This is a genomic window from Salmonella sp. 741265050_HSA (assembly GCF_046569445.1).
GTDB lineage: Bacteria > Pseudomonadota > Gammaproteobacteria > Enterobacterales > Enterobacteriaceae > Salmonella > Salmonella enterica.
The window spans coordinates 140062-163575 of sequence record NZ_JBKFSV010000007.1; the positions used below are offsets into that span (position 1 = coordinate 140062).

General features: G+C 41.7%; 19 protein-coding genes and 1 pseudogene. 11 read left to right on the forward strand and 9 right to left on the reverse strand.

The window, feature by feature from the left end; all coding sequences use genetic code 11:
- Window positions 1–82: 82 nt before the first annotated feature.
- Window positions 83–304: a cold shock-like protein CspD gene (cspD, locus tag ACLD4F_RS14305; protein WP_000447499.1), complete on the reverse strand. Its 222-nt coding sequence runs from the start codon at window positions 302–304 to the stop codon at window positions 83–85.
- Window positions 305–454: 150 nt separating this feature from the next.
- On the opposite strand from cspD, the gene ACLD4F_RS14310 reads away from it, so the two are divergent.
- From ACLD4F_RS14310 to ACLD4F_RS14325, 4 genes and pseudogenes are all read left to right on the forward strand, one after another.
- On the forward strand, window positions 455–532 hold the full coding sequence (locus tag ACLD4F_RS14310) for a hypothetical protein (protein WP_212742690.1): 78 nt from the start codon (window positions 455–457) through the stop codon (window positions 530–532).
- Window positions 533–627: 95 nt separating this feature from the next.
- On the forward strand, window positions 628–948 hold the full coding sequence (gene clpS, locus ACLD4F_RS14315) for an ATP-dependent Clp protease adapter ClpS (protein ID WP_000520789.1): 321 nt from the start codon (window positions 628–630) through the stop codon (window positions 946–948).
- A gap of 30 nt (window positions 949–978) precedes the next feature.
- Window positions 979–3255, forward strand: coding sequence for an ATP-dependent Clp protease ATP-binding subunit ClpA (gene clpA, locus ACLD4F_RS14320; RefSeq protein WP_000934064.1), 2277 nt, complete (start codon window positions 979–981; stop codon window positions 3253–3255).
- A 408-nt stretch (window positions 3256–3663) separates the two neighbouring features.
- Window positions 3664–4772: pseudogene (locus ACLD4F_RS14325) on the forward strand (IS3 family transposase).
- A gap of 282 nt (window positions 4773–5054) precedes the next feature.
- Here the strand turns inward: ACLD4F_RS14325 and ACLD4F_RS14330 are convergent.
- On the reverse strand, window positions 5055–5990 hold the full coding sequence (locus ACLD4F_RS14330; protein WP_223201861.1) for a LysR family transcriptional regulator: 936 nt from the start codon (window positions 5988–5990) through the stop codon (window positions 5055–5057).
- Window positions 5991–6191: 201 nt separating this feature from the next.
- On the opposite strand from ACLD4F_RS14330, the gene ACLD4F_RS14335 reads away from it, so the two are divergent.
- Window positions 6192–7364, forward strand: coding sequence for an ROK family transcriptional regulator (locus ACLD4F_RS14335; protein WP_001517992.1), 1173 nt, complete (start codon window positions 6192–6194; stop codon window positions 7362–7364).
- A 19-nt stretch (window positions 7365–7383) separates the two neighbouring features.
- Here the strand turns inward: ACLD4F_RS14335 and ACLD4F_RS14340 are convergent, their stop codons facing one another.
- The 5 genes from ACLD4F_RS14340 to ACLD4F_RS14360 form a co-directional block, all read right to left on the reverse strand.
- On the reverse strand, window positions 7384–8103 hold the full coding sequence (locus ACLD4F_RS14340) for a DUF554 domain-containing protein (RefSeq protein ID WP_023138322.1): 720 nt from the start codon (window positions 8101–8103) through the stop codon (window positions 7384–7386).
- A 34-nt stretch (window positions 8104–8137) separates the two neighbouring features.
- On the reverse strand, window positions 8138–9106 hold the full coding sequence (gene glk, locus ACLD4F_RS14345) for a glucokinase (protein ID WP_000032766.1): 969 nt from the start codon (window positions 9104–9106) through the stop codon (window positions 8138–8140).
- Between the two features lie 94 nt (window positions 9107–9200).
- On the reverse strand, window positions 9201–10868 hold the full coding sequence (locus ACLD4F_RS14350) for a GMC oxidoreductase (RefSeq protein WP_197396651.1): 1668 nt from the start codon (window positions 10866–10868) through the stop codon (window positions 9201–9203).
- A gap of 88 nt (window positions 10869–10956) precedes the next feature.
- Window positions 10957–12012: a sugar phosphate isomerase/epimerase family protein gene (locus tag ACLD4F_RS14355; protein ID WP_197396650.1), complete on the reverse strand. Its 1056-nt coding sequence runs from the start codon at window positions 12010–12012 to the stop codon at window positions 10957–10959.
- Between the two features lie 97 nt (window positions 12013–12109).
- A complete protein-coding gene (locus tag ACLD4F_RS14360) occupies window positions 12110–13234 on the reverse strand; it encodes a Gfo/Idh/MocA family protein (protein WP_076735488.1) in 1125 nt (374 codons plus the stop codon).
- A 585-nt stretch (window positions 13235–13819) separates the two neighbouring features.
- On the opposite strand from ACLD4F_RS14360, the gene ACLD4F_RS14365 reads away from it, so the two are divergent.
- The 5 genes from ACLD4F_RS14365 to ACLD4F_RS14385 all read left to right on the forward strand — a co-directional run bounded on the left by ACLD4F_RS14365 (window position 13820) and on the right by ACLD4F_RS14385 (window position 19652).
- A complete protein-coding gene (locus tag ACLD4F_RS14365) occupies window positions 13820–15091 on the forward strand; it encodes an MFS transporter (RefSeq protein ID WP_411010903.1) in 1272 nt (423 codons plus the stop codon).
- Window positions 15092–15144: 53 nt separating this feature from the next.
- Window positions 15145–15597 carry a DUF6379 domain-containing protein gene (locus tag ACLD4F_RS14370; RefSeq protein WP_001519496.1) on the forward strand — a complete coding sequence of 151 codons (453 nt, stop codon included), beginning with the start codon at window positions 15145–15147 and terminating at the stop codon, window positions 15595–15597.
- A gap of 10 nt (window positions 15598–15607) precedes the next feature.
- Complete coding sequence (locus ACLD4F_RS14375) at window positions 15608–16717, forward strand: xylose isomerase (RefSeq protein WP_411010904.1); 1110 nt, start codon at window positions 15608–15610, stop codon at window positions 16715–16717.
- A gap of 57 nt (window positions 16718–16774) precedes the next feature.
- Window positions 16775–18097, forward strand: coding sequence for a lactonase family protein (locus ACLD4F_RS14380; protein ID WP_411010905.1), 1323 nt, complete (start codon window positions 16775–16777; stop codon window positions 18095–18097).
- Window positions 18098–18305: 208 nt separating this feature from the next.
- Window positions 18306–19652 carry a carbohydrate porin gene (locus ACLD4F_RS14385; protein ID WP_023181900.1) on the forward strand — a complete coding sequence of 449 codons (1347 nt, stop codon included), beginning with the start codon at window positions 18306–18308 and terminating at the stop codon, window positions 19650–19652.
- A 200-nt stretch (window positions 19653–19852) separates the two neighbouring features.
- Here ACLD4F_RS14385 and ACLD4F_RS14390 read toward each other — a convergent pair whose 3' ends face one another.
- On the reverse strand, window positions 19853–20305 hold the full coding sequence (locus ACLD4F_RS14390; protein WP_411010906.1) for a LacI family DNA-binding transcriptional regulator: 453 nt from the start codon (window positions 20303–20305) through the stop codon (window positions 19853–19855).
- Between the two features lie 823 nt (window positions 20306–21128).
- Here ACLD4F_RS14390 and ACLD4F_RS14395 point away from each other — a divergent pair.
- Window positions 21129–22472, forward strand: a complete 1344-nt coding sequence (locus ACLD4F_RS14395; protein WP_023138319.1) for an MFS transporter — start codon at window positions 21129–21131, stop codon at window positions 22470–22472.
- 246 nt (window positions 22473–22718) lie between these two features.
- On the opposite strand, the gene ACLD4F_RS14400 is transcribed toward ACLD4F_RS14395, so the two are convergent.
- Complete coding sequence (locus tag ACLD4F_RS14400) at window positions 22719–22970, reverse strand: helix-turn-helix transcriptional regulator (protein WP_023211245.1); 252 nt, start codon at window positions 22968–22970, stop codon at window positions 22719–22721.
- Between the last annotated feature and the right edge of the window lie 544 nt (window positions 22971–23514).

Here is a 23514-nt window from a genome sequence, read left to right on the forward strand (position 1 = left end):
ATCAGGCACTGGCGTTAAATAAAAATGCCAGCCGATCGGGCTGGCATTTTGCCTCCTGGATGTACACAATGAGACAGAGGAGCTATGCAACGGCCTCTGCTTCGATGGGCACGATGACGCTGGCGTGATTGCCTTTTGGCCCCTGGTGTACATCAAACCGGACAGACTGTCCGGCTTTAAGCGTTCTGTAACCATCCATTTGAATGGTGGAATAATGGGCGAAAATATCCTCGCCGCCGCCTTCAGGGCAGATGAAACCAAACCCTTTGGCATTGTTGAACCACTTTACAGTACCCGTTTCCATGCTTCGACATCCTTCGTAAATCTTATATAAGTAAGATGGAATGAACCGGTGACGGAGTGGGGGCTGTTCAAAACCTCACCAACTCTCGACATTACAATTTAGAGAAATCAGGCGAGGCGTCAAGCATCAGGCAGGGGGGATCGGGTAAAAATGAATCAAAAATTTGAAGCAGTTAACGCTATTGCCGGGAATGTGACAGATGTCGCGGATGGTACTGATAGATGTTAGTTATCTATCAATTGAGGTAGATTGATTATGTGCATAGACTTTGGTCAGCGGCAGATTTTCCTGCCGACAACCGTAACCGATAATGACGACTGACGATGGGTAAGACGAACGATTGGCTGGATTTTGACCAGTTGGTGGAAGATAGCGTGCGCGACGCGCTAAAACCGCCATCTATGTATAAAGTGATATTAGTCAATGATGACTACACTCCGATGGAGTTTGTTATTGACGTGTTACAAAAATTCTTTTCTTATGATGTAGAACGTGCAACGCAATTGATGCTTGCAGTTCACTATCAAGGCAAAGCCATCTGCGGCGTGTTCACCGCCGAGGTGGCGGAAACCAAAGTGGCGATGGTGAACAAGTATGCAAGGGAGAACGAGCATCCGTTGCTGTGTACGCTGGAAAAAGCCTGAATGCAGGTATAAAAATTGGGGGAGGTGCCTATGCTCAATCAAGAACTGGAACTCAGTTTAAACATGGCTTTCGCCAGAGCGCGCGAGCACCGTCATGAGTTTATGACCGTCGAGCATCTGTTGCTGGCGCTGCTCAGCAACCCATCGGCTCGCGAAGCGCTGGAAGCATGCTCCGTGGATCTGGTGGCGCTCCGTCAGGAACTCGAAGCCTTCATTGAACAAACCACACCCGTACTGCCTGCCAGTGAAGAAGAGCGTGATACGCAGCCGACGTTAAGTTTCCAGCGTGTCCTGCAACGTGCCGTCTTCCACGTTCAGTCTTCCGGGCGTAGTGAAGTGACTGGCGCGAATGTGCTGGTGGCTATCTTTAGCGAACAGGAATCACAGGCGGCTTATCTGCTGCGTAAGCATGAAGTGAGCCGTCTGGATATCGTGAACTTTATTTCTCACGGGACGCGAAAAGACGAACCGAGCCAATCTTCCGATCTCGGCAATCAGCCAACTGGCGACGAACAAGCTGGTGGGGAGGAACGTATGGAAAACTTCACGACGAATCTTAACCAACTTGCTCGCGTGGGCGGCATCGATCCGCTGATTGGTCGTGAAAAAGAATTGGAACGCGCGATCCAGGTCTTGTGTCGTCGCCGTAAAAATAACCCGCTGCTGGTGGGGGAATCCGGCGTCGGCAAAACGGCGATTGCCGAAGGGCTGGCCTGGCGTATCGTGCAGGGCGATGTGCCGGAAGTGATGGCCGATTGCACCATTTACTCGCTGGATATCGGTTCGCTGCTGGCGGGCACCAAATACCGCGGCGATTTTGAAAAACGGTTTAAGGCGTTGCTGAAACAGCTTGAGCAGGATACCAACAGCATCCTGTTTATCGATGAAATCCATACCATTATCGGCGCTGGCGCGGCGTCGGGCGGACAGGTGGATGCGGCAAATCTGATTAAACCGCTGCTTTCCAGCGGTAAGATCCGGGTGATCGGCTCAACGACCTATCAGGAATTCAGCAATATTTTTGAGAAAGACCGGGCATTAGCGCGCCGTTTCCAGAAAATTGATATTACCGAGCCTTCGGTGGAAGAGACGGTGCAAATTATCAACGGCTTGAAACCTAAGTACGAAGCGCACCACGACGTGCGTTATACCGCGAAAGCGGTGCGTGCGGCGGTCGAGCTGGCGGTAAAATATATCAATGACCGCCATCTGCCGGATAAAGCCATTGACGTGATTGACGAAGCGGGCGCTCGGGCGCGTCTGATGCCGGTGAGCAAACGTAAGAAAACGGTCAACGTGGCGGATATTGAGTCCGTAGTGGCGCGAATTGCGCGAATTCCTGAAAAGAGCGTCTCGCAGAGCGATCGCGATACGCTGAAGAACCTGGGCGATCGTCTGAAAATGCTGGTCTTCGGCCAGGATAACGCGATTGAGGCGCTGACCGAAGCTATTAAGATGAGTCGTGCGGGTCTGGGCCATGAGCATAAACCTGTCGGCTCATTCTTGTTCGCCGGGCCAACTGGCGTAGGGAAAACTGAAGTTACGGTACAGCTTTCAAAAGCGCTGGGTATTGAGCTGTTGCGCTTCGATATGTCTGAATATATGGAGCGTCATACGGTGAGCCGTTTGATCGGCGCACCTCCGGGATACGTCGGTTTCGACCAGGGCGGGCTGCTGACGGATGCGGTGATTAAGCATCCTCATGCGGTGCTGTTGCTGGATGAGATCGAAAAAGCGCACCCGGATGTCTTTAACCTGCTGCTGCAGGTGATGGATAACGGTACGCTGACCGATAACAACGGCCGTAAGGCGGATTTCCGCAACGTGGTGCTGGTGATGACCACCAACGCCGGCGTGCGAGAAACCGAACGTAAATCTATTGGTCTTATTCATCAGGACAACAGTACCGATGCGATGGGCGAGATCAAGAAAGTGTTTACGCCGGAGTTCCGTAACCGTCTCGACAACATTATTTGGTTCGATCATCTGTCTGGCGAGGTGATTCATCAGGTTGTCGATAAGTTTATCGTCGAGTTGCAGGCTCAGTTGGATCAGAAAGGCGTCTCCCTTGAAGTCAGTCAGGAAGCGCGCGACTGGCTGGCGGAAAAGGGCTATGACCGGGCGATGGGCGCACGACCAATGGCGCGTGTGATTCAGGACAACCTGAAAAAACCGCTGGCCAATGAGTTGCTGTTTGGATCGCTGGTTGATGGCGGACAGGTCACCGTCGCGCTGGATAAAGAGAAAAATGCGTTGACGTATGGCTTCCAGAGTGCGCAAAAGCACAAGCCGGAAGCCGCGCATTAATCTTCGTTTCACTGCCGTACAAACCGGGCCTTAGCGCCCGGTTTTTTTATGCCGGCTAATAGTTAGCCTGATGGCGTTGTGCTCGCGGTAGGCGGATAAGGCGCTTGTAAATTGCGCCATCATCCGGTAATCGACGGGGGGTTAATGCGAAAAAAAGCCCGCCGACAGAAGACGTTCCACGAATGTGCGGAAGCCGTGCTGGAAATTTTAGGCCCATTGAGTATGCCGCTTGTCTCATGGATGCTCTTGTTCTGCCGGGTAAGCGGTCTGCTACAGCTATACCTTCCACAGAATAATACTGTACCAGAACCTGACGTTCCCGCTCATGCTGTAAGTATCCCGCATAATCGTGCCATTCACATTTAGAGATCCTCCGGCATAATCAATCTGCCAACAAAGGAGATCGCTGTGCGTAAAGCCCGTTTTACTGAGCATCAGATCATTGCCGTAATTAAATCGGTTGAAGCCGGACGAACCGTTAAAGATGTCTGCCGGGAGGCCGGTATCTGAAGCCACCTGGTACAACTGAAAGTCCAGATACGGCGGCATGGAGGCTTCTGATATTAAAAAGATCAAGGATCTTGAGGACGAGAATCGGCGTCTCAAACAGATGTTTGCCGACCTGAGCCTTGAGAACCGGGCGCTGAAAGACGTTATCGAAAAAAGCTTTAAAACCAGCCTTTAAGCGTGAGCTGGTCACTCATCTGATAACGACATTTGGACTCAGTATCCGTCAGGCCTGCCGGAGTCTGAACCTGAGCAGAACGGTTTACCATTACCGTCCGGATACCACGTGTGACGAACCCGTTATTGTCGCGTTGCAGGCAGTGGCAGAGCGATACCCACGGTACGGTTTTCCAAAACTTTTCCAGGTTCTGCGGCGGCAGGGATACCCGTGGAATCACAAAAGGATCCATCGTATTTATTGTCTGCTGAAGCTGAATTTTCGCCGTAAAGGCAAACAACGGTTGCCGGTGCGTAATCCCTCGCCACTGGCCACACCGGAAGCGCTGAACCAGAGCTGGTCTGTCGATTTTATGCATGATGCTCTGGTCTATGGCCGTCGTTTTTGCACGTTCAATATCGTTGATGACTTTAACCGTGAGGCATTGTCGATTGAAATCGATCTGAATCTGCCAGCTTTGCGCGTGGTCCGTGTACTCGACAGGATCGCGGCAAATCGCGGCTATCCGGTCATGCTACGCATGGATAATGGTCCGGAATTTATCTCACTTGCACTGGCTGAATGGGCAGAGCAACATGCAGTAAAACTGGAATTTATTCAGCCGGGTAAGCCGACGCAGAACGCTTTTATTGAGCGCTTTAACCGAACATACCGTACAGAAATACTCGATTTTTATCTGTTCAGAACGCTGAATGAAGTGCGGGAAATTACGGAAAGATGGGTGTCAGAATATAACTGTGAACGCCCTCATGAATCACTGAACAATATGACGCCGGAGGAATATCGGCAACACAATCATTTGGTCGGGATCTCAAAAAATGCCTGGAACTAAAACGGGTCTATTTACACTATTGTTGGCGGCATGCTTTTAACTGCTAATGTAACTATTACTATTTGGTTCCTGGTATTTGCTGTTCCAGGGGTTATTGCTGCATTATCGATGGTGCTGACAAATTTTCATAAAAGTCTTGTTGATAAAAGATCTAGTAGTGTTAGCGAAAATTGTTTTTAATTGTAATCATTAGCTTTCAACTTAGGCATATAAATAAAAAAGACTGCGGAAAGGCAGTCTTTTTTATTTATATCGTGGGGGGATAAGGTTTTACTGATTGGCTCAACTAAGTGGTTCGAGATTCAATACTGATTTATGTAGAATCTGACGTAGCCATTGAATACCAAGATCACCGTCATGATGCCGATGCCACTGCAACTTCATATCGAAAGGCTCTGAAATAATAGGACATGGGAAGATCTCTACCGGAAGGTATTTAGAGTAATAGCGAGCAAAACGTTCATGAACAGTGGCAATTAAATTTGTACCGATCAGTTGCGTCATCAGCATACTGAAAGAGGGAACAATAATATCTATTCTACGTTGATATCCTGACTGGCTGATAAAAACCTCATCAAGAGCCCACCCGATCATTTTACTAAATCTTGCAACAATATGACCACTGGACAGATAATTATCCAAATTTATGCCTGATTGGCATAGCGGATTACCAGACCAGACTACGCAAACATATTGGTCGTCAAAAAGGTATTCGGCAGGATGTTGAGACGATACTAAGTTAGTTGGAGTTACAATTAGGTCAATAACGCCTATATTTAAATATTCACTGATCGGTCCATCAATAATAGAAGATATATCCAACCGAACATGCGGAGCTTGCTTTTGAATAAGAGTTATTGCATTATTCATAACTACAGTGGCGGATGCATCTGAAATATTAAGCCGAAAAGTTCTCGTTGATGTTTCAGGATCAAATTTTTGATTTTTATCGACAATTGCTTCACATTTACTGATAATATCATGGACCTCCTCTGCAAGCATTTCAGCAAAAGGAGTTAGCTCCATACGCTGTCCAACCTGGACAAGTAGTTGATCATCAAAGAATTCTCTTAGCCTTGATAAGGCACCTGATGTTGCTGACTGGCTCAAATGAACACGTTCACCAGTACGTGTGACATTACGTTCAGCTAAAAGCACATCAAGGATAATCAAAAGATTGAGATCTAAACCGCGAAGATGCATAACTTCAGGCCACATAGTAATTTTTAGTTAAAAATAGCATTTTGTAGTCGTCTAGTCGAGGTTCTTTGTGTTTTTCTACTTCAAAATGTGAGGTTACCATCTATTGTAGTTAGAACCTTCAGCGAATAAGATTTCTTATGGTTGTTGCGTAAGTGACTTTATAGCCATAAAATCCAGACCATGTGGTATTAGATTTATAGGTATGAGGGCGTTATAGTGGAAAATAATTCTATCAAAAAACGAAAAAGTGTTTCCTTAGTTCGAGAGTTATTACTCAATGAAGGCCCACACTCTCAGGCTTCTATATCGCGTAAAACTGGTTTGTCGCCAGCTATGGTTAACTATGTTGTAAAAAAACTTCGCGAACTCGGCAATGTCGATATTCATTGGGTTAATGGTCGTGAAGGTATTGTTTCACTAATATCTAAGACAGGACGGTATATTTCTATATTAGTAGCGGTTGATAAAATTAGCTGCTCATTGTTTTCATTCGAATCAGAACAGCGATTTGATTATGAGTGCTTTGTGGACCAGAATTCACCTGAAGAAAATAATCCTCATGCTGTAGTTCAAATCATAAATGATCTTTTAAAAAATCATGAGCTAAGTATTGGTGATATTTCCGGGGTCGCGATTAGTATCGTTGCACCATTGGATATCAACGGTGAAACTATTATTTCATGGTCTGCAGGCCGGTTACCTGGATGGTGCGATATTAAGATAAAATCTTTTTTTGAGCGTGAATTGCAATTACCCATTATCATTGGCAATGATGCTAATCATTCAGCATTAGCAGAATGGTCATGGGGGAGTGGAAAGGGCGTTGAAAACTTTATCTATATATCCTGCTCCCGCCAGATAGGTGGAGGTATCATTATAAATAATCATATTTACAAAGGGGGGAATGGAATGGCCGCTGAGTTCGGTCATCTGATTATCGATAATTCTGGAGCGGTTTGTTTTTGCGGATGTCGAGGATGCCTCACTACTTTCATTTCAGAACGCGCTATTATAATGACTCTCTCAAAATCAGAGATCTATAAGAACTCTCTGACCGAAATAATTCTTGCTGCTGCGGAAGGTGATGTAGCATGTCAACGAGTGTTATTTGATGCTGGCAGGCATCTCGGCAAGGCTTTGGCAAATATTGTTAAAATATTGGCACCAGATGTGATTTCCATTGGTGGTGATTTATCCAAGGCGGGAGCTATTTTCTTTGACAGTGTTATCTCGACGATAGAAGAGCAGAACCTCGGAACAACTTCACCCACAGTGGACTTAAAATCAGCTCACTTTGCTGATTTGCCAGAAATTCTAGGTGGGATTGCTGCTCTACTGGCCCAAAAAAATCAGGGGATAAATAAACTTCCTGATTGGATGAAATCGTAAGATGCATTACCAACTCTATTTAGTTCGAAATATAGTTCCAAATCCAGGAGAGAGGCATTGCCCATAGCAGTGCTGGAAGCATGTTTGCTACAGGGAACATTTTAATGCCACATATCCTTAGACCAGTGGCCATCATCACCATTCCGCCAACGGCATAAAAATCAGCTCGCATGGACGTTGTCGTTAACGGAAGAAGTAATACGGCACTATAGGCAAGAATTAGTTGAATAACTAACTGAGGTATAAAAAGGATTATAATAGAAAAGCCAAGCCGTGTAGCAAAAAGAATGGCGCAAAAAAAATCCATGAACGCTTTGGTAATAAGCACGGAACTATTTCCATTCATTCCTTCGTTCATTGCGCCAACAATACCAGTACCACTGGCTCCGAATAATATAATTAAGGCTACAAAGATGTTTAAAAATTCCTCATTAGTAATGTCGCCACGTGGTTTTGGTAAGATGGACTCTATACAGTTTTTTGCCTTTGTTGCAATGTTATTTATCTTTTTTTCAAGTGATACTAATTCACCAGTAAGGGCTCCAAGGATACCGGCTAGAACAATTACAGGCATATTAATAGTATCCATTATTAATATTACTGACATTGCCATTGAGCAAATGCCAAACATTAGTGGCATACCTTCGTGAAGGCGTCGGGGGATCCAGGGCGATAATAGGCTTCCGCCTATTGCGCCAACGATAATTGCTATGCTATTTATATATGGACCTATAATCATAATCTTTATCTCCGGCCCCCCAGTATTTACAGGGTTAGTTAAGTGAATATCCTAGCAATTGTCGCATGTGAGCTCCTGCACCTAATAATCCAGGTTGAGGATGTGTTATTAAAAAAACAGGAATGTCTTTAAGATAATTATTGAATCGTCCTTTATCTTCGAAGGCACTTCTGAATCCGGATGAACGGAAAAAATCAAGGAAACGCGGGACGATTCCCCCAGCAATATAAACTCCACCAAATGTTCCCATTGTCAGTGCAAGGTTCCCGCCAAAGCGGCCTAATAATATACAGAATAGCGATAGTGCACGACGACAGTCGGTACATTCATTGTTTAATGCTCGATCCGTTATATCTTTTGGCTTTAGTTTTTCCGGAATTCTTCCATCTACTTTGACAATGCCTCTATACAGATTAACAAGGCCAGGTCCGGATAGAACTCTCTCATAAGAAATACGACCATGTTCTGATCTTAGGGCTGAAAGGATAAGGTCTTCTTCTGCGCTGTTGGGTGCAAAATCTACATGACCACCTTCGCCGGGCAGACTGATAACCTGCTGTGTAGTTTGTATTAGATGGCAAACTCCTAACCCTGTGCCAGCCCCATATACAACAATAGGCTTATCTTTTTCAACGTGTCCCCCACCGAATTTCAATAGGTCTGTGTCGTGCAACATAGGAATCGACATCGAAACGGCTTTGAAATCATTTATGACTTCAAGATTATTCAAACCAAGATTAAGTTTCATTGAATTGATTGAAAATGCCCAGCTATGATTGGTCATATCGACCCAGTCATTGGTTATAGGACATGCGATAGCAATACAAGCTTCATGTACTGTAACCCGCTGACCTTCTAGGTAATGTGTTATGACATCTTCAAGAGTGGCGTAATCATTTGCGGAATAGGTATGGATATGTGAGATAGCTCCATCAGCCATATCACACAGGGCAAGTCTAGCGTTTGTACCGCCGACGTCACCAACAAGGATAAATTTCGACATCAGATACACCTTTATAAAAGAAAATAGAACTGATTTTGCTAGTTTAATGCTGATTCATTGCAATCAATAACATGCAGCACTTGAACTTGTACGTTTAGAGTTGCCCTTGCATATATTGGTTTGCAGCGTAATGGCAGGCGCGAGCGGTAATCGCCATCATGGTTAATGTTGGACCAACAGTGCCGCTAGTAACAAAGCATGCTCCGTCAGTTACGAAGACATTACTTGCATCCCAACACTGATTGTAATTATTCAGAACTGAGTTATTCGGGGTTTCTCCCATTCTTGCTCCACCACTTTCATGGATTGCAGCTCCAAGGCCAACACTTTTCTTAAAAGAAAGTCGGAAGATCATTTTCATTAAAAATGATTCATCAGGCATTACGTTGCGGGCATCTTCAAGTCCAAGAGCAGTACCTGCGAAATCAATTTTGTAATTACATGCTGAGACCATTTCTTTAATTGTATTGAGTTGTTCTTTCATTACAATAAGATCATTATTTCCGAATGAACAATCAATTCGTGGAGCAGGGATACCCCATGCATCTTTTTTACGAGCATCCAAGGTTATCCGATTTTCAGCTCGAGGTAGCATTTCGCCAAAGCCCATAAGCCCAAATTGTGCGGGACTATCAGGTGGCACATAACCACGGCCGATAACACCTTGGTACGCAAAACCCCGAAGATAGTTCTTACCTGTTTGGACACCAACGTTCTGAAAGCGCGGAATAACAATGCCGCCTGCGGGTCTACAGAATGGGTCTTGTGGAAGTGATGAGTCATATTCCCAACCCATACTGTCAGGTACTGAACCAGCTATAAGACTCGGTGCTTGTTCTAAAAAATAACGACCTAATAATCCCGTTGAATTACCAATACCTTCAGGGTGACGTGTAGAACGTGAATTGAGTAATAAGCGAACAGATTCAATTGCAGAAGCACATAGCATAACCATGCCGCCACGGACGCTATGCTCCTGCTTTGTCAATCTGTCAATAAAAGTTACACCAACTGCTTTACCGCTGACAGGGTCTACATCAATTTGTTTTGCTACAGCATCAGTTCGCAACTCAAGACGACCCGTATCTATCGCAGCCTGTACACCGACAGGAATTCGCTTAAGATTTGGGGCAGAGAAGCGCCAACTGATGACTTTGCGCTCAGGCCATAGAGATTCAATCTTATTTTTAAAGGTCTTTTCTGGTTTTGTCAAAATTGGAGCTTGAATGAACTTACCATCAGGAAGATTCGGTATATTTTCTCTTGTGCCATATACACCAAGGAATTCTTCTATGTGATCGTACCATGGTGCCAGTTCCTCATAACTAATCGGCCAATCTTGCCCATAGCCGTCATAACTGGCTGCTTTGAAGTCATAATTAGACATCCGTTGCAATACACGGCCATACGTATGGAGTCTTCCACCGAGTTGGCGCCCGCGTATCCATAAGAAGTATTGGCCCTTTGGTGTTGTATACGGATTTTTCCAATCGTTTACAAACAGGTGGCGGTACTCATTGCTCATGTAGGTTGCTCGAGCCTGTAGTGGTTGACCGGTCAATGCAATTTTAAAGCGGGCAAGTGCATCTATTTTTTTTATCTTCTCGTTATTGCCCGGGGTGATGGGAAAATCTTTTTCACCCAAAAATGGTCCTGCTTCAAGCAAAACTACATTCATTCCCTTTTCTGTTAATTCTTTTGCCGCGATACTGCCCGCTACTCCTGAGCCGATAACAATCGCATCATAAAAATTTTTTTTCATCTTTGCCTCAGCCTAAAATTACCGGGTAACGTTTATTTCTTCTATCAAATAGGGAAGGGAGGTAGAGAGCCTACCTCCGATTCTGGTGTCAGAACATTCCTAAGATTTTTCTTATTTCAGATATATTGCTTTCAGTTTCTGCAAAATCATCAAAGGATCGGTTAGATACACTGATAATATGATCTTCAATAAAACGGCTACCCTCACGAGCACCATCTTCACTATTTTTTAGACAACATTCCCATTCAAGTACAGCCCATCCACGGAAGTCATATTGGGTGAGTTTGCTAAAGATTGATTTGAAATCAATCTGACCATCACCAGGTGAACGGAAACGTCCGGCCCGCTGTATCCAAGGTTGATAACCGCCGTATACACCACTGCGACCATTTATATTAAATTCAGCATCCTTAACGTGAAATGCTTTGATCCGCTCGTGATAAATATCTATATAAGCAAGATAATCTATCTGTTGCAGATGCAGATGACTCGGGTCGAAAAGGATGCTGCAACGCGGATGGTAATTGACTTCATCAAGGAAACGTTCAAATGTTGCACCATCGTGTAGATCTTCACTTGGATGAATCTCATAGCAAACATCAACACCATATTCATCGAATGTATTTAGTATTGGTAGCCAACGTTTCGCCAGTTCTTTAAAGCTTTCATCAAAAAGCTCGGAATTATGAGGTGGCCAAGGATATAAGTATGGCCATGCTAGAGAGCCAGAAAAGGTAGCATGTGCATCAAGTCCAAGACGTGCTGATGCTTGTGCTGCTTTTTTCAAAATGCCAATAGCCCATTCCTTCCTGGCTATTGGATCGTTCGCAACACTTTGAGGCGCAAAACCACTAAAAGGATGATTGTAAGCTGGATGAACCGCCACCAACTGTCCTTCCAGATGCGTCGATAACTCACTGATCTGTAGATTGTGTTCAGCAAGCATGCCTTTGACATCATCGCAATATTGCTGGCTTCCAGCTGCCTGCTCAATATCGAAGATGTGCTTATGATTACAAGGTATTTGTAATGCTTTAAAACCCAGGCTGGATGCCCAAGTTGCCAGTCCTTCAAGAGTGTTGAATGGGGCTGTATTATCTATAAATTGCGAAAGAAAAATACCGGGACCTTTGAGAGTATTCATATGACCTCCTCATTAACCGGACGGCAATATTTTTATGGCTGATTGTGGAAACGAAGTGGCACCGAATTATAGGAGCCACTTATATAAAATGTCGCTATTACAGTTGTATTGTTTGTCCGGTTGCAGCCGATTTGTAGATGGCTTCAAGGACCTGAGTAACGATGAAGGCTTGCTGGGCAGTAACCACTGGTTCTTTATCATTTTCAATTGCATCGATCCAAGCTGCCAATTCAGCATCGGCCACGCGGAAAGGATCATGTCCGAGATCAGCAGGGCCAGGACCGCCAAGAACAAACGGCTCGATATCTACTAGCTCTCCGAAGCGGGCGGTGTTGAATGCGACACTACCAGTACCATTTACTGCAGATGTTGGCGCTGCAGCCCCATCACCAACCAGTTCAGCACCAGACTTAGTACCACATAATGTCACTTGACCTTCACGTGGTTTCAAAATATTCAGTGCCCAAGATGCTTCAAGGAAAATAGTGGCTCCATTTTCCATCTTAATGAAACCGAATGCAGAGTCTTCTACATCAATTGTTTCAGTGTTCCATGGTCCAAATAGGTTGCCTTCATAGTTGTCTTTCATTTTATGAAAGACTGACCCAGATACCTGTTTTGGTTTGTAGTTATCCATTGTCCAAAGTGCGATATCCAGAGCATGTGTCCCAATATCGATCAGTGGGCCACCGCCTTGTTTTTCTTTATCCAAGAAAACACCCCAAGTTGGAACGCCTTTACGGCGCACCGCGTGTGCTTTGGCAAAATAAACTTCACCTAATTCACCTTCGTCACTAGCGTGTTTCAGGATTTGAACGTCTTTACGGAAACGGTTTTGGTATCCAATTGTGAGTTTTTTACCCGTGCGTTTTGCCGCATCCAGCATTTTCTGCGCATCTGCTGTAGTTGCCGCCATTGGTTTTTCGCAGAGGACATGCTTACCTGCCTCAAGAGCATCTACTGTCAGAGGGCTATGGGAATTGTTAGGAGTAAGAATGTAGACAACATCAATTGATTTGTCCTTCAACAGGTCACGGTAGTCTTTATATGTTTCAGCACCGGGAACGCCATACTTCTCAGCAGCTTCGATCGCCCGTTCAATCTCTATGTCGCAAAAAGCAACTAAGTCAACACGATCCTTTGCTTTGGCGAAGGCAGGAAAATGTTTAACAACAGCAATGCGTCCGCAACCAATAATCCCAATTCGTAGTTTTTTTACCATTTCATATATCTCCGGATTGAATTCTAATAAATCTGATATTTACGTAAAAATGAAATTATTGATAATCATTTTAATAAAATACGTCCATACCAAAAACTATTACTGTTATGCCGGAAAAAGAAAAAAATAGGAAATGGCTTTTGCGGATATAGGGTATCGGCGTGATGGATACCTAGGGCGAGTTTAATCGTAGTTAATAATATAGAGATCTTGATCACATTTTTCTAAGTGAATTTTATCGGGATGCATAATTTTTAAAGTAACCACATGATTTACAATAATTAATTTCTAGACTGCGATTATGGGTCATCTTTTATACGTAAGTTTAAAAAACGAACAATGATTCAATTATTCACAATAAGGTGTTAATGAATGAATGGTGGTTTTCATGTAACAGTATGATAAATATAGATAATATTTGTTTTAAGACTTTTGGGAGTGAAATGTGGGGAATTATTATTATTCAAAAAATGAAGCATAGATCACAAAAGGAAAAGTTCTTCATTGTGATATTTTGCTATTTAGAATTTATTAAGCACCAATAACCTCGTTCAGTACCAGCCCCTACGAAAGGCGGAGTTAAACATGCCCAGTTACTTAGGTGAAGATAATTTGAAGGTAGAGAGTGCATCGGATAACAATCAAATAATGTCTGATGGGAAATTTAGTTCAAGCTCTACCTTTATGTTTGCCAGACTTAGTGTTCTGATGTTGTTGCAATTTATTGTTTTTGGATCCTGGTTTGCAACATTAGGATTGGTTTTATTTACTTATAAACTAGGAAGTATAATTGGCCTTGCATACACTTTATGTGCAGTAGCCGCAATAATTTCACCTTTGGTCTTTGGCGCTGTAAGTGATCGTTTTATTTCATCTGAGAAAATTCTTGGATTCTTACATGTTATTGGTGGTGCAATACAATTTATGTTGCCGGGGCTAGTAGCTTCTGGAAATGGTAGTATAGCACTTATTGTTATTTTCCTTTACATGGTATTCTTTCAGCCAACTCAAGGTTTAGTTAATTCACTATCTTTTCAACATCTAGGAAATCGGGGTAACTTATATCCTTATCTACGCTTATTTGCAACTGGTGGTTGGGCAATCGGCGGTTTCATCGTAGGAATACTTGGGTATTCGTCTACAATTGGGGTTTTCTATGTGGCAGGTATTTCTGGTATATTACTGGGCGGGTATTCATTCACTCTTCCCAAGACTAATCCAAAAGTAAAAAACATTAAATTTAACTTATTAGACGCTTTAGGATTTAGGTCATTAGTGTTGTTCAAGCATAAAAATTTTGCAATTCTGATGATTTGCGCTCTATTAACCTCTATATCGCTAGGTGTTTACAATACGTATGCTTCTCCGTTTTTAGGCTCCCTTGGTATCAATGGTGTTGCATCAATAATGGCCCTAGGACAATTGTCTGAAGTTGCATTCATTGTTTTTGTACCATTTGTCATCAAAAAAGTTGGAATGAAATGGGCGCTTCTAATTGGTATGGCAATGTGGGGTATTCGCTTTATTCTTTTTATTTTAGCCGCCAAAGGGCATCATTGGATGGCATTTGTTGGTATAGGTTTACATGGAATTTGTAATGATTTTTTCTTAATTGTGAGTGCAATGTATATAGACCGTTTAGCACCTCATGAAATGAAAGTACAGGCACAGAGTTGGTTAATAATTGCAATCTCAGGATTTGGCGCTGCATTTGGCTCTCTTATCTCGGGATATGTTTACTCTATTACTATAAATGCGGCCATTGTTCAGCCTTGGATTATATTATGGTCAATTCCAATATCTATTGCCGTTGTAACAAGTATTGTCTGGTTTATTGGTTTTGAAGAAAATAAATAACGTGGAATTGTGATTTATTAGTTAATAAAGCTTATTAAATAGTTGGAGGTTTTATGTTTGATAATTATCTTATTCGTCCAGGTAGCCTGAGAAATGAAAAGGTGAATGGTGAGGTGGTAGGGTTTACTTTAGCGGTGAGACATGCCAATTACAGAGGGTGTTTTGTTTCTTTACATAATGGCTATTATCTCTCTATAGATGGGGTTGAATATCCTAATTCAGTGCAGTCATTCGAGATCAATGGAAAAGCACCTCGCAGCTATGAAGAATTATCACATGCTGTTTATGAACACTGGGATTATGGCGATGATGGTATTTTACATGTGTCACATCCCGGAGGGTTAAAACCAGGAAAACATACAATTTTATTCCAACAATCTGTCCTTGCTGCTTATGGATATTTGCCTACAGATGAAGAGTGGGTTAAGAATCCACCAGTTCCAGGCAATGGTGCAGGATCGGATAAAACACCGCACATTGTAAAATTTGAAATGATTGTTGAATAAGGTGAATAAAATGAAACGTGGTGTATCGCTCTATAGCTATCAGCAGTCTCAGTTCTTCAAAGAATCTACTCTGGAGTCGCAACTTAATGAAGTTGCCAATAATTTGTATGGCGCTGATGGTATTGAACTAATCGATGAGATGTCAATTAAGTATCCTGTTCCAGACAAAGCATTCATGCAGCGCTGGTATAGGCTTATTGATATTCATGGTCTTAATCCTGTTGCTATGGATGTTAGTATGGATGTACTACAGTTCCGATCTCATGTCATGAGCCATGAAGAATGTGCTGAACGTTTGAGAAGTGATATCAAGCTGGCGAAGACATTGGGATTTAGCATAGTTCGAGTACTATCTATTGTTCCTCTGGATATTATGGTCAAAGCCCTGCCATTGGCTGAAGCTCTTGATATTCGCATCGGTAAAGAGATTCACCAGCCGATGTCTTTAGAAGGACAGCAGGTTAGTGAGATAATCGAGTTCAATGAGAAAAATAATACTCGGCATTTAGGTATTGTTCCTGACTTTGGCATTTTTGGTACGCGCCCCTCTGAAGCTCAGTTAGGATGGTTTGAAAGACGAGGTGCTAATCCCGAGGCTTCTAAAGCAGCGGTTAAACTAGCTGCAATGGTTAAAGCAGATCCTAAAACATTCAATGTAGCGAACCAAACAGCTGGAAATGTTCGAGCAGCATTCGGACAGTTCATTACTACTGGTGAATGTAATGATGAATTAAAAATATGTTTCAATGCGGTGAAAGCATTGGCTGAGGGATTTATCAAACAACCAAAACCTCTAGACTATACGGTAGTTGCTGAAGGGCTGACATTGTCTAATACTTCAGCTGAGACACTCCGCGAAATCTGCCCTCATATCACTCATATTCATGCGAAGTTTAACAACATGTCAGAAATACCCGACAAACCAGGACAATATCAGGATATTGCGATTGACTATGTGTCTGCAATCGATGCACTACGCCGGGGGGGGTTCGAAGGATATCTCAATTCGGAATATGAAGGACAACGCTACTTCCAGGATCGTGGACGTGAGTACATGATGAATGAATTTGAGCAAGTTCGCCGTCATCAGGAAATGTTGCGTCGTTTGATTACAGCTTGATTTTACAATCCACCTTCATTCTGGGGCTGATCATAACTGGCCTCAAAAGGGTTTATTATGGGTTATGCGCAGAAGCCATTCATTGCAAATGTGATATTACTAATGTGCTGTATGGCCGGAGGGCAGTCTGCGCTAACCCTGGCTGCAGAATCTAGTACGCAACAGGTTGATATGAAGATGAATACTATGCCAGAGACAATTAATGCCAATAAGATGCCACGTACTCTTTTTGTGGGAACGTATGGTGATGAACATCAACCCGGAGGGATCTATTCTTTACGTCTTAGCTCTGATGGAAAAAAAATTGAGCAGCTGAATCATTTGGCAAATCCAAAACTTGCTGGATACCTAATGTACGATCCTAAGACTACAATTTTATATTCGGTAGACGAGCGTAAAAATGATGGGCGTGGACCCGTGGAACCCGCTGCAAGTGTTATGGCGTTTTCTGTAAACTTAGAAAGTGGTCATTTAAGTCTTTTAAATGAGCAAATTGCTCCAGGCCCACGTCCAACTTTTTTGAGTCTTGATAGTCATAATGGTCGATTATTTAGTGCAAACCATGGTGATTTCGAGCATGTAGAAAAAGTAGTTTTTAAAGATGGAAAGTGGGGATCAGAGTATGTTTATGATGATTCCACTGTGATTATGTATGGGCTAAACAAAGATGGGTCTATATCTGGAATCAATGATTTAGTGATTCTTCAGGGGCAGGGTAAAGACCCTAATCATTCGAAACAAGCTGGAGGCCATGCTCAGGCTAGCCCCCATGCTCATAGCGCAGTTATTTCACCTAACGGCAAATATCTCCTTGTTTGTGATAAAGGCACGGATACGGTCTTAGTTTATTCTGTTACCGAAAAACTTAATCTGGTTAATAGTTATAAATTTCCAGATGAATCGGCACCTCGACATTTGGTTTTTGCTGATAATAAGCATTTATATCTAAATCTTGAAATATCATCTGAATTAGCGTCAATGGAATTTGATACTAAAACTGGGGGGTTGACATTATTGGATAAAATTTCAACCTTAGACAATAGCTATCGTGGTCATAATGAGCCTGCTGAAATCAGGCTTCATCCAAATGGTCGTTTTATATATGTAAATAATCGTGGCGAAGATACTATTGCGTGGTATAGCATTGATGAAAAAGCAAAACTAACCCGTATTGGGGCAGTCAAATTGGCTAAGTCAATCCATCCAGGATTGGCATCCCGTAGTTTTGCTTTTGATTCTACAGGGCAGTATTTAGTTTCTGCAGATCGCCCAGATAATAAAGTTAAAGTTTATAATGTTAATGTTGACACTGGTGTTTTAGATTTTGTCTCTGATTTCACGTTGCCACAACCTGCATTCATAGTATTTGCCGAAAACTAATGCTAATTAAGCTAATGGGGAATAATTAACCATTAGCTTTTTATATAATAATATAGACATGTATTTGTATTTGTATTTGTATTTGTATTTGTATTTTATTGGGTTTGTCTGGTTATTCACTTTATGGGCGTGCTTATATTTAGGTGAATGTATTTCAGCTTTGTTGCTATTTTATTGAAATTCTTCTTAAATAATGAGAGTAATAAAAATGACTGTTACCTATAAACGGAAATATAGTTTGGCTATGTTATCGCCTTTACTTCTGGCCTTTGGATTTAATGCTGCAGCGGATAAAGCAGCATGGAGTCCGATTGTATTAGGATATGAACCTCCAAGTCCCGGATTATTTGGTGATTGGGGCGGTATGAGAACGACCCTCGCAAATAGCGGATTCAATTATGCACTTATTTATCAAACCGAAAGTGCCTATAATGTGAGCGGAGGTTATGATCAAAACGGACATTATGCCTTTGTTGATCAGACTGCTTTAATATTCAATCAAGATCTTGAGCAGTTTACAGGGATGAGCGATGCAAAAATTGAGGGACTAATTACTAACCGAAATCATGATGATAATCTCACTACAGAGAGACTTCAGGACCAAAGGGTCCATTTTAACGACTTAGCCCAAGAGGGATGGGGGACTGGATCCATAACTCGCCTTGGTTATTTGACATTTAGTCGAACTTTTATGGATAAGAAATTGACTTGGCGCGCAGGCTTAATGAATTATCAACAAACCTTCGACCAGATTACTCCTTGTGATTTCCAGTTATTGACACTGTGCGGAGGCAAGTCATCTAACTCCTTGACCTGGAATACATGGAATATTCATACTTGGGGAACGACCTTTGCATATGCAATAACACCAGAGCTTACGCTTAAAACTGGTGTTATTGAACAAAACCCTCGGGCAGCAGATACGTCCCGAGCATGGTCATTTACAACTCATGGCAGCAAAGGTGTTCTGTTACCTTTTGAAGCTGAATTGAAAACATATATCAATGATTTGCCAGGTGCTTATAACTTTGGAGTTCTCTTTACAAACGCAAAACAGTATTCTCTTTACACTCCAGTAGGTAAAGATACTGAATCATATAATCGTACATGGTTTGCTTGGGGGGGATTTAATCAGCAAATAACCAGCCATGATGAAGATAAGACCAGAGGAATGAGTGTTTTTGGAAATATGAGTATTGCTGATCAACGGTCAGATGTAAACCATATTGTCGCTTCACTTGGCATTCGCTATCGTGGAATATTTGATGCCCTGCCTAATGACTATATTGGATTTGGCGGGAGTTGGATTGATATGAGCAATCGCCTTGCCAAAACTGAACGCCAGATTAATCAGATTAATGGTATTCATGATTATGATAACCCACTATATCAGCCAGTTCAGGGACATTCTGTAAATTTTGACTTGTACTATAGATTTAGACCAGTTTCTTGGCTTGATATTCAACCAGACATTCAATACTGGATAAATCCAGGTGCGATAAATGAAACAAAAGATGCTGTTGTTATCGGTATTAAAACTGCAGTTAGATTTTAATTGACAATTTACTCTTCAATAAAATTTCATTGATTTAAACATGACTGGCACATCCCTTCTAAATGATTACCTTTAGGAGGGATGTGCGAGTATTAATTATTAACAAGTGGTTTATGTATTGATGTTAGAGGACTATATTACGATTTGTATATTTCATAAATATATGCGGAAATATAGTGATAAGTGATTTTTGTCGTGTTCTAGTTTGTTCCTCTTTCCATAAATTGCCATTCTAATATGACCGCCTGACTTGGTTTTTCTGGAAAGTTAATTTTATCATCTAAGATTTTTAAAGCGATCTCACCTATTTTTTCTGTAGGTTGATGTATGGTGCTAAGTTGGGGCGACAACATTTTTGCAATTGGTATATTATCAAATCCGATAATTGAAAGTTCCTCAGGTATATTAATGCCCATTTTTTTTGCCTGATGCATAGCGCCAACCGCTAAGATATCTGATGCTGCAATAATAGCGTCGGGCATACTGGGTTTCGAACAAATTTCAGCTAGAGCCTCTGCACCATCATGAAATGAATGTGCTTTAACGTATACAATATTATTGGAATTTATATTGTCTTCACTTAATGCGCGCTCGAATCCTAGTTGGCGTTTTTTTGCATAACTAAGTTTCGTGTCATGATTTATTAATGCTATTTTTTTCCCGTTTCGATTAGTTTTTTTACGATAAAATAAGTAGCTTTTTCATCATCAATGCATACACTTGAAAAGTGCTCGTGTTCACTTTTTTCACCACATAAAATCCAAGGAATACTATTGCTCAAGATGTCGAGATTAGGGGTTAGTGATATTTCATCAATAGATATGATTCCCTCAATCAATTTTCCTGAAATCATGTTTATTAAAATGGAGGTTAATGATCTTATGGTCAGTTGTTACGCCAGACAGCGTTAGATTATTTAGCGTTGGCGCACCTCTGCGCCAAATAATCTCCAACTATTTACAGCCGTAATGCAAGGTTCTGTACAGCGTTACGTTAAAAATATGGTTGACGATAGTTTAAATTACTCTTGTGTTTATAGGCAAATGTCAATTTTGGGGTGTTAAAAATGTGACAGGCCACGCATTATCGTGATATAAAAAGTAAGCTGAGTACAGTAAAAATCCCACTGTTCATTCTATTTATCGGAGCGATACGTAGTATCCGTAAAATCGATTTCACATCACTCCATTATTTAAAATACTATTTGATGGCAGCTGAGAACATATTAAAAAAAATCATGCTCCAGCGAGTTATTAATGTTGAAAATGACCAAGAATATTTTCTTTCGCGTAATGGGAATTATCATTACTGTAGTTTATTTGAATTATTTTTGAATTGACAGGAGTGTTTGTTAAGTATTGAGAAATATTATAATCACTCAAAATTACTGTACTCATAATAATCTCCATACCTAGGGATGGATAAAAATAACTCTTACAAAGAGTAAGGTGTTAATATCTTACCACGAGGCATCATATGAATAATGATATTGTTAAGTTTATAGATTCAAGAAAATTCAGTAGATTTGATACGAACCTGGTTATTTTGGGCGTGTTTCTAATAACTTTTACTGGATATGCTGCACCTGCATATGGTTCAATAATTCCTATGCTTTTTAAAGAATGGGCTGATTTAAACTGGGATCAACTTGGATATGTAGGCAGCTTGTCAGAATTTGGTTCGTTGTTTGGTGCTCTAGTTTGTAGTGTCATTTCAAGAAGGTTTGGCATTAAACGTGTATTGATTACAACAGTTATGATTTTCTGTATCGGCACATTTAGTCAGGCTTTTGCTCCAACGATAAATATATTTGCCATATTAAGATTTATTGCAGGATTTGGATTCGGAGGTGTGATCCCATTAGTACTTTCTCTGTTATCTGAATATTCACCAAAAACAAGTAAAAGCAAATCAGTTGCTACAGCACTATGTGGCAATCAATTTGGTGCGATTATTGCTTCTTTTGTTGCTATATATGTTACAACTCAATTTGGGCAGTGGAGACCAGTATTTTGGTTAGGGTTTATACCCGTTTTATTATTGCCATATATAATAAAAACCATGCCTGAAAGTGCTCTTTTTATGTTAAAAAATAAAGATGTAGAAGGCTTAAAGAGAGTGTTGTCTAGAATAGACGCAAACTACGCTTCCAGCATAAATATTGAAGAATCTGTTAATGACTTTACTGTGAAGAAAGAATCAAATAAAGTCTACTACAAAGATCTATTTAGTAAAAAATATGCACTTGTTTCAATATTAGCATGTGTTATTGCTATCATGGGGTTGCTGTTTATTAATGGTGTAATTGTATGGCTGCCAGGTGTAATGACAAATGCAGGGTATGCTATTGGTTCTAGCATCGCTTTTACCATATTTTTATGTACAGGAACAGTTGTTGGCGCTATTTTTTGGGGCTCCGTAGCAGATAAAAAGGGATTTATTGTTTTAATGCCGAGCATTTATTTTATTGGCTCTAGTTGTCTGATACTGATGGGTGTTAAATCTACCATTGTAGTACTGTATATATTGATTACTCTTGTCGGTTTTTTCTTGTTTGCTGCTCATTCACTCGTTAATGCATTTATTGCTCAACATTATCCCCATGATTTAAGAACGGTTGCAATCGGTCTGCCAAATTCACTAGGACGAATTGGTGGTTTACTTGGCCCAGCTTTAGGCGGACTCTTAATGGCAAATCAATTTTCCGTAATGGGATGGTTCATGGTTTTTGCCGGTACTGGCTTGATTGCAGCAGTTTCGTTTGTGTTAATTAATCTACAAACTCGTAAATTAATGAACCAACTAACTGACTACGCATGAAAAAATAAAAAGGGGGTGGATATCGCTCCCTTTTTACTACATCTGTTTTTCACATTGGTTCTCATTCGAGCTAACCGCATATGATTCTGGGAAGTTCAATTTCTCCATCGTTGCGTAGCGGTTAGTTGGGGAAGGGGGAATACGTCCCCCTTACTCAATAGCCTATTTGCTTCTTAATTTGTAGTCGTACAGGGCATAAATTAATTCATCCCCCTTCTTCTGCACGTCACGTTGTGAAAGATGATATCAAGAGATATCCGTGATGTTTTTGTAATTCAATAACAATGCGATTTCAGTGATAGTATTACTTGTGCGAGTTTGTGTTATTGATTTTACCCTCAATCCAGGCATCAACCTTTCTTTCAATAAAAGATACGGCACGTTGCCCGTTTTTATAGGGCGAGGGAATTCTCCTTGCGCAATCAGATGGTAAATCCAGGCACGGCAGAATCCTGTTCGACGTTCAACTTCAGCAAAGCGGATAAATTTGTCTGACATAAAAGAGGCCTCCATTACAGTTACTCATTGATGTTGAATGATGGCGGTATAGTAAGAAACGGGAAAATCATTATCCTCAGATGAAAAAAACGGGCGGTAAGTACATGGAACGTGCAAGAAGGGAAAGAATATGAAAAAGGTAAATCAGTCTTGTACAGCGAAAAAGGTACATTGCTCCCAGATAATCATGGAGCAGGGTACGTGAAGATATGGAACGATGACACAGATGACACACTTTTTTGGTGCTGGTCCAGATCATGTCTGAACGGCGAAACTGCCTTCTGGTGATTTTAAAAAGTTAAGCCGAGAAAAACACCGAAAAATCGCGGAATTTAGATGCAAAAAAAGCCGTTTACACGAGCTTCTTTATGCAGGAAAAAACCAATTTTACGTTGTAAGCGATTGATTTTGTATCAAATATGGCGGTGAGGGGGGCTCGCTTTGCTCGCCCCTTCGGGGCAGCCCGTTCGCTGCGCGCCCGGTCTGTCCAACTGGCTGCGCCGCTACTCAGCCCATCCCTGGGCCTCGCCCCTTCGGGGCCAGA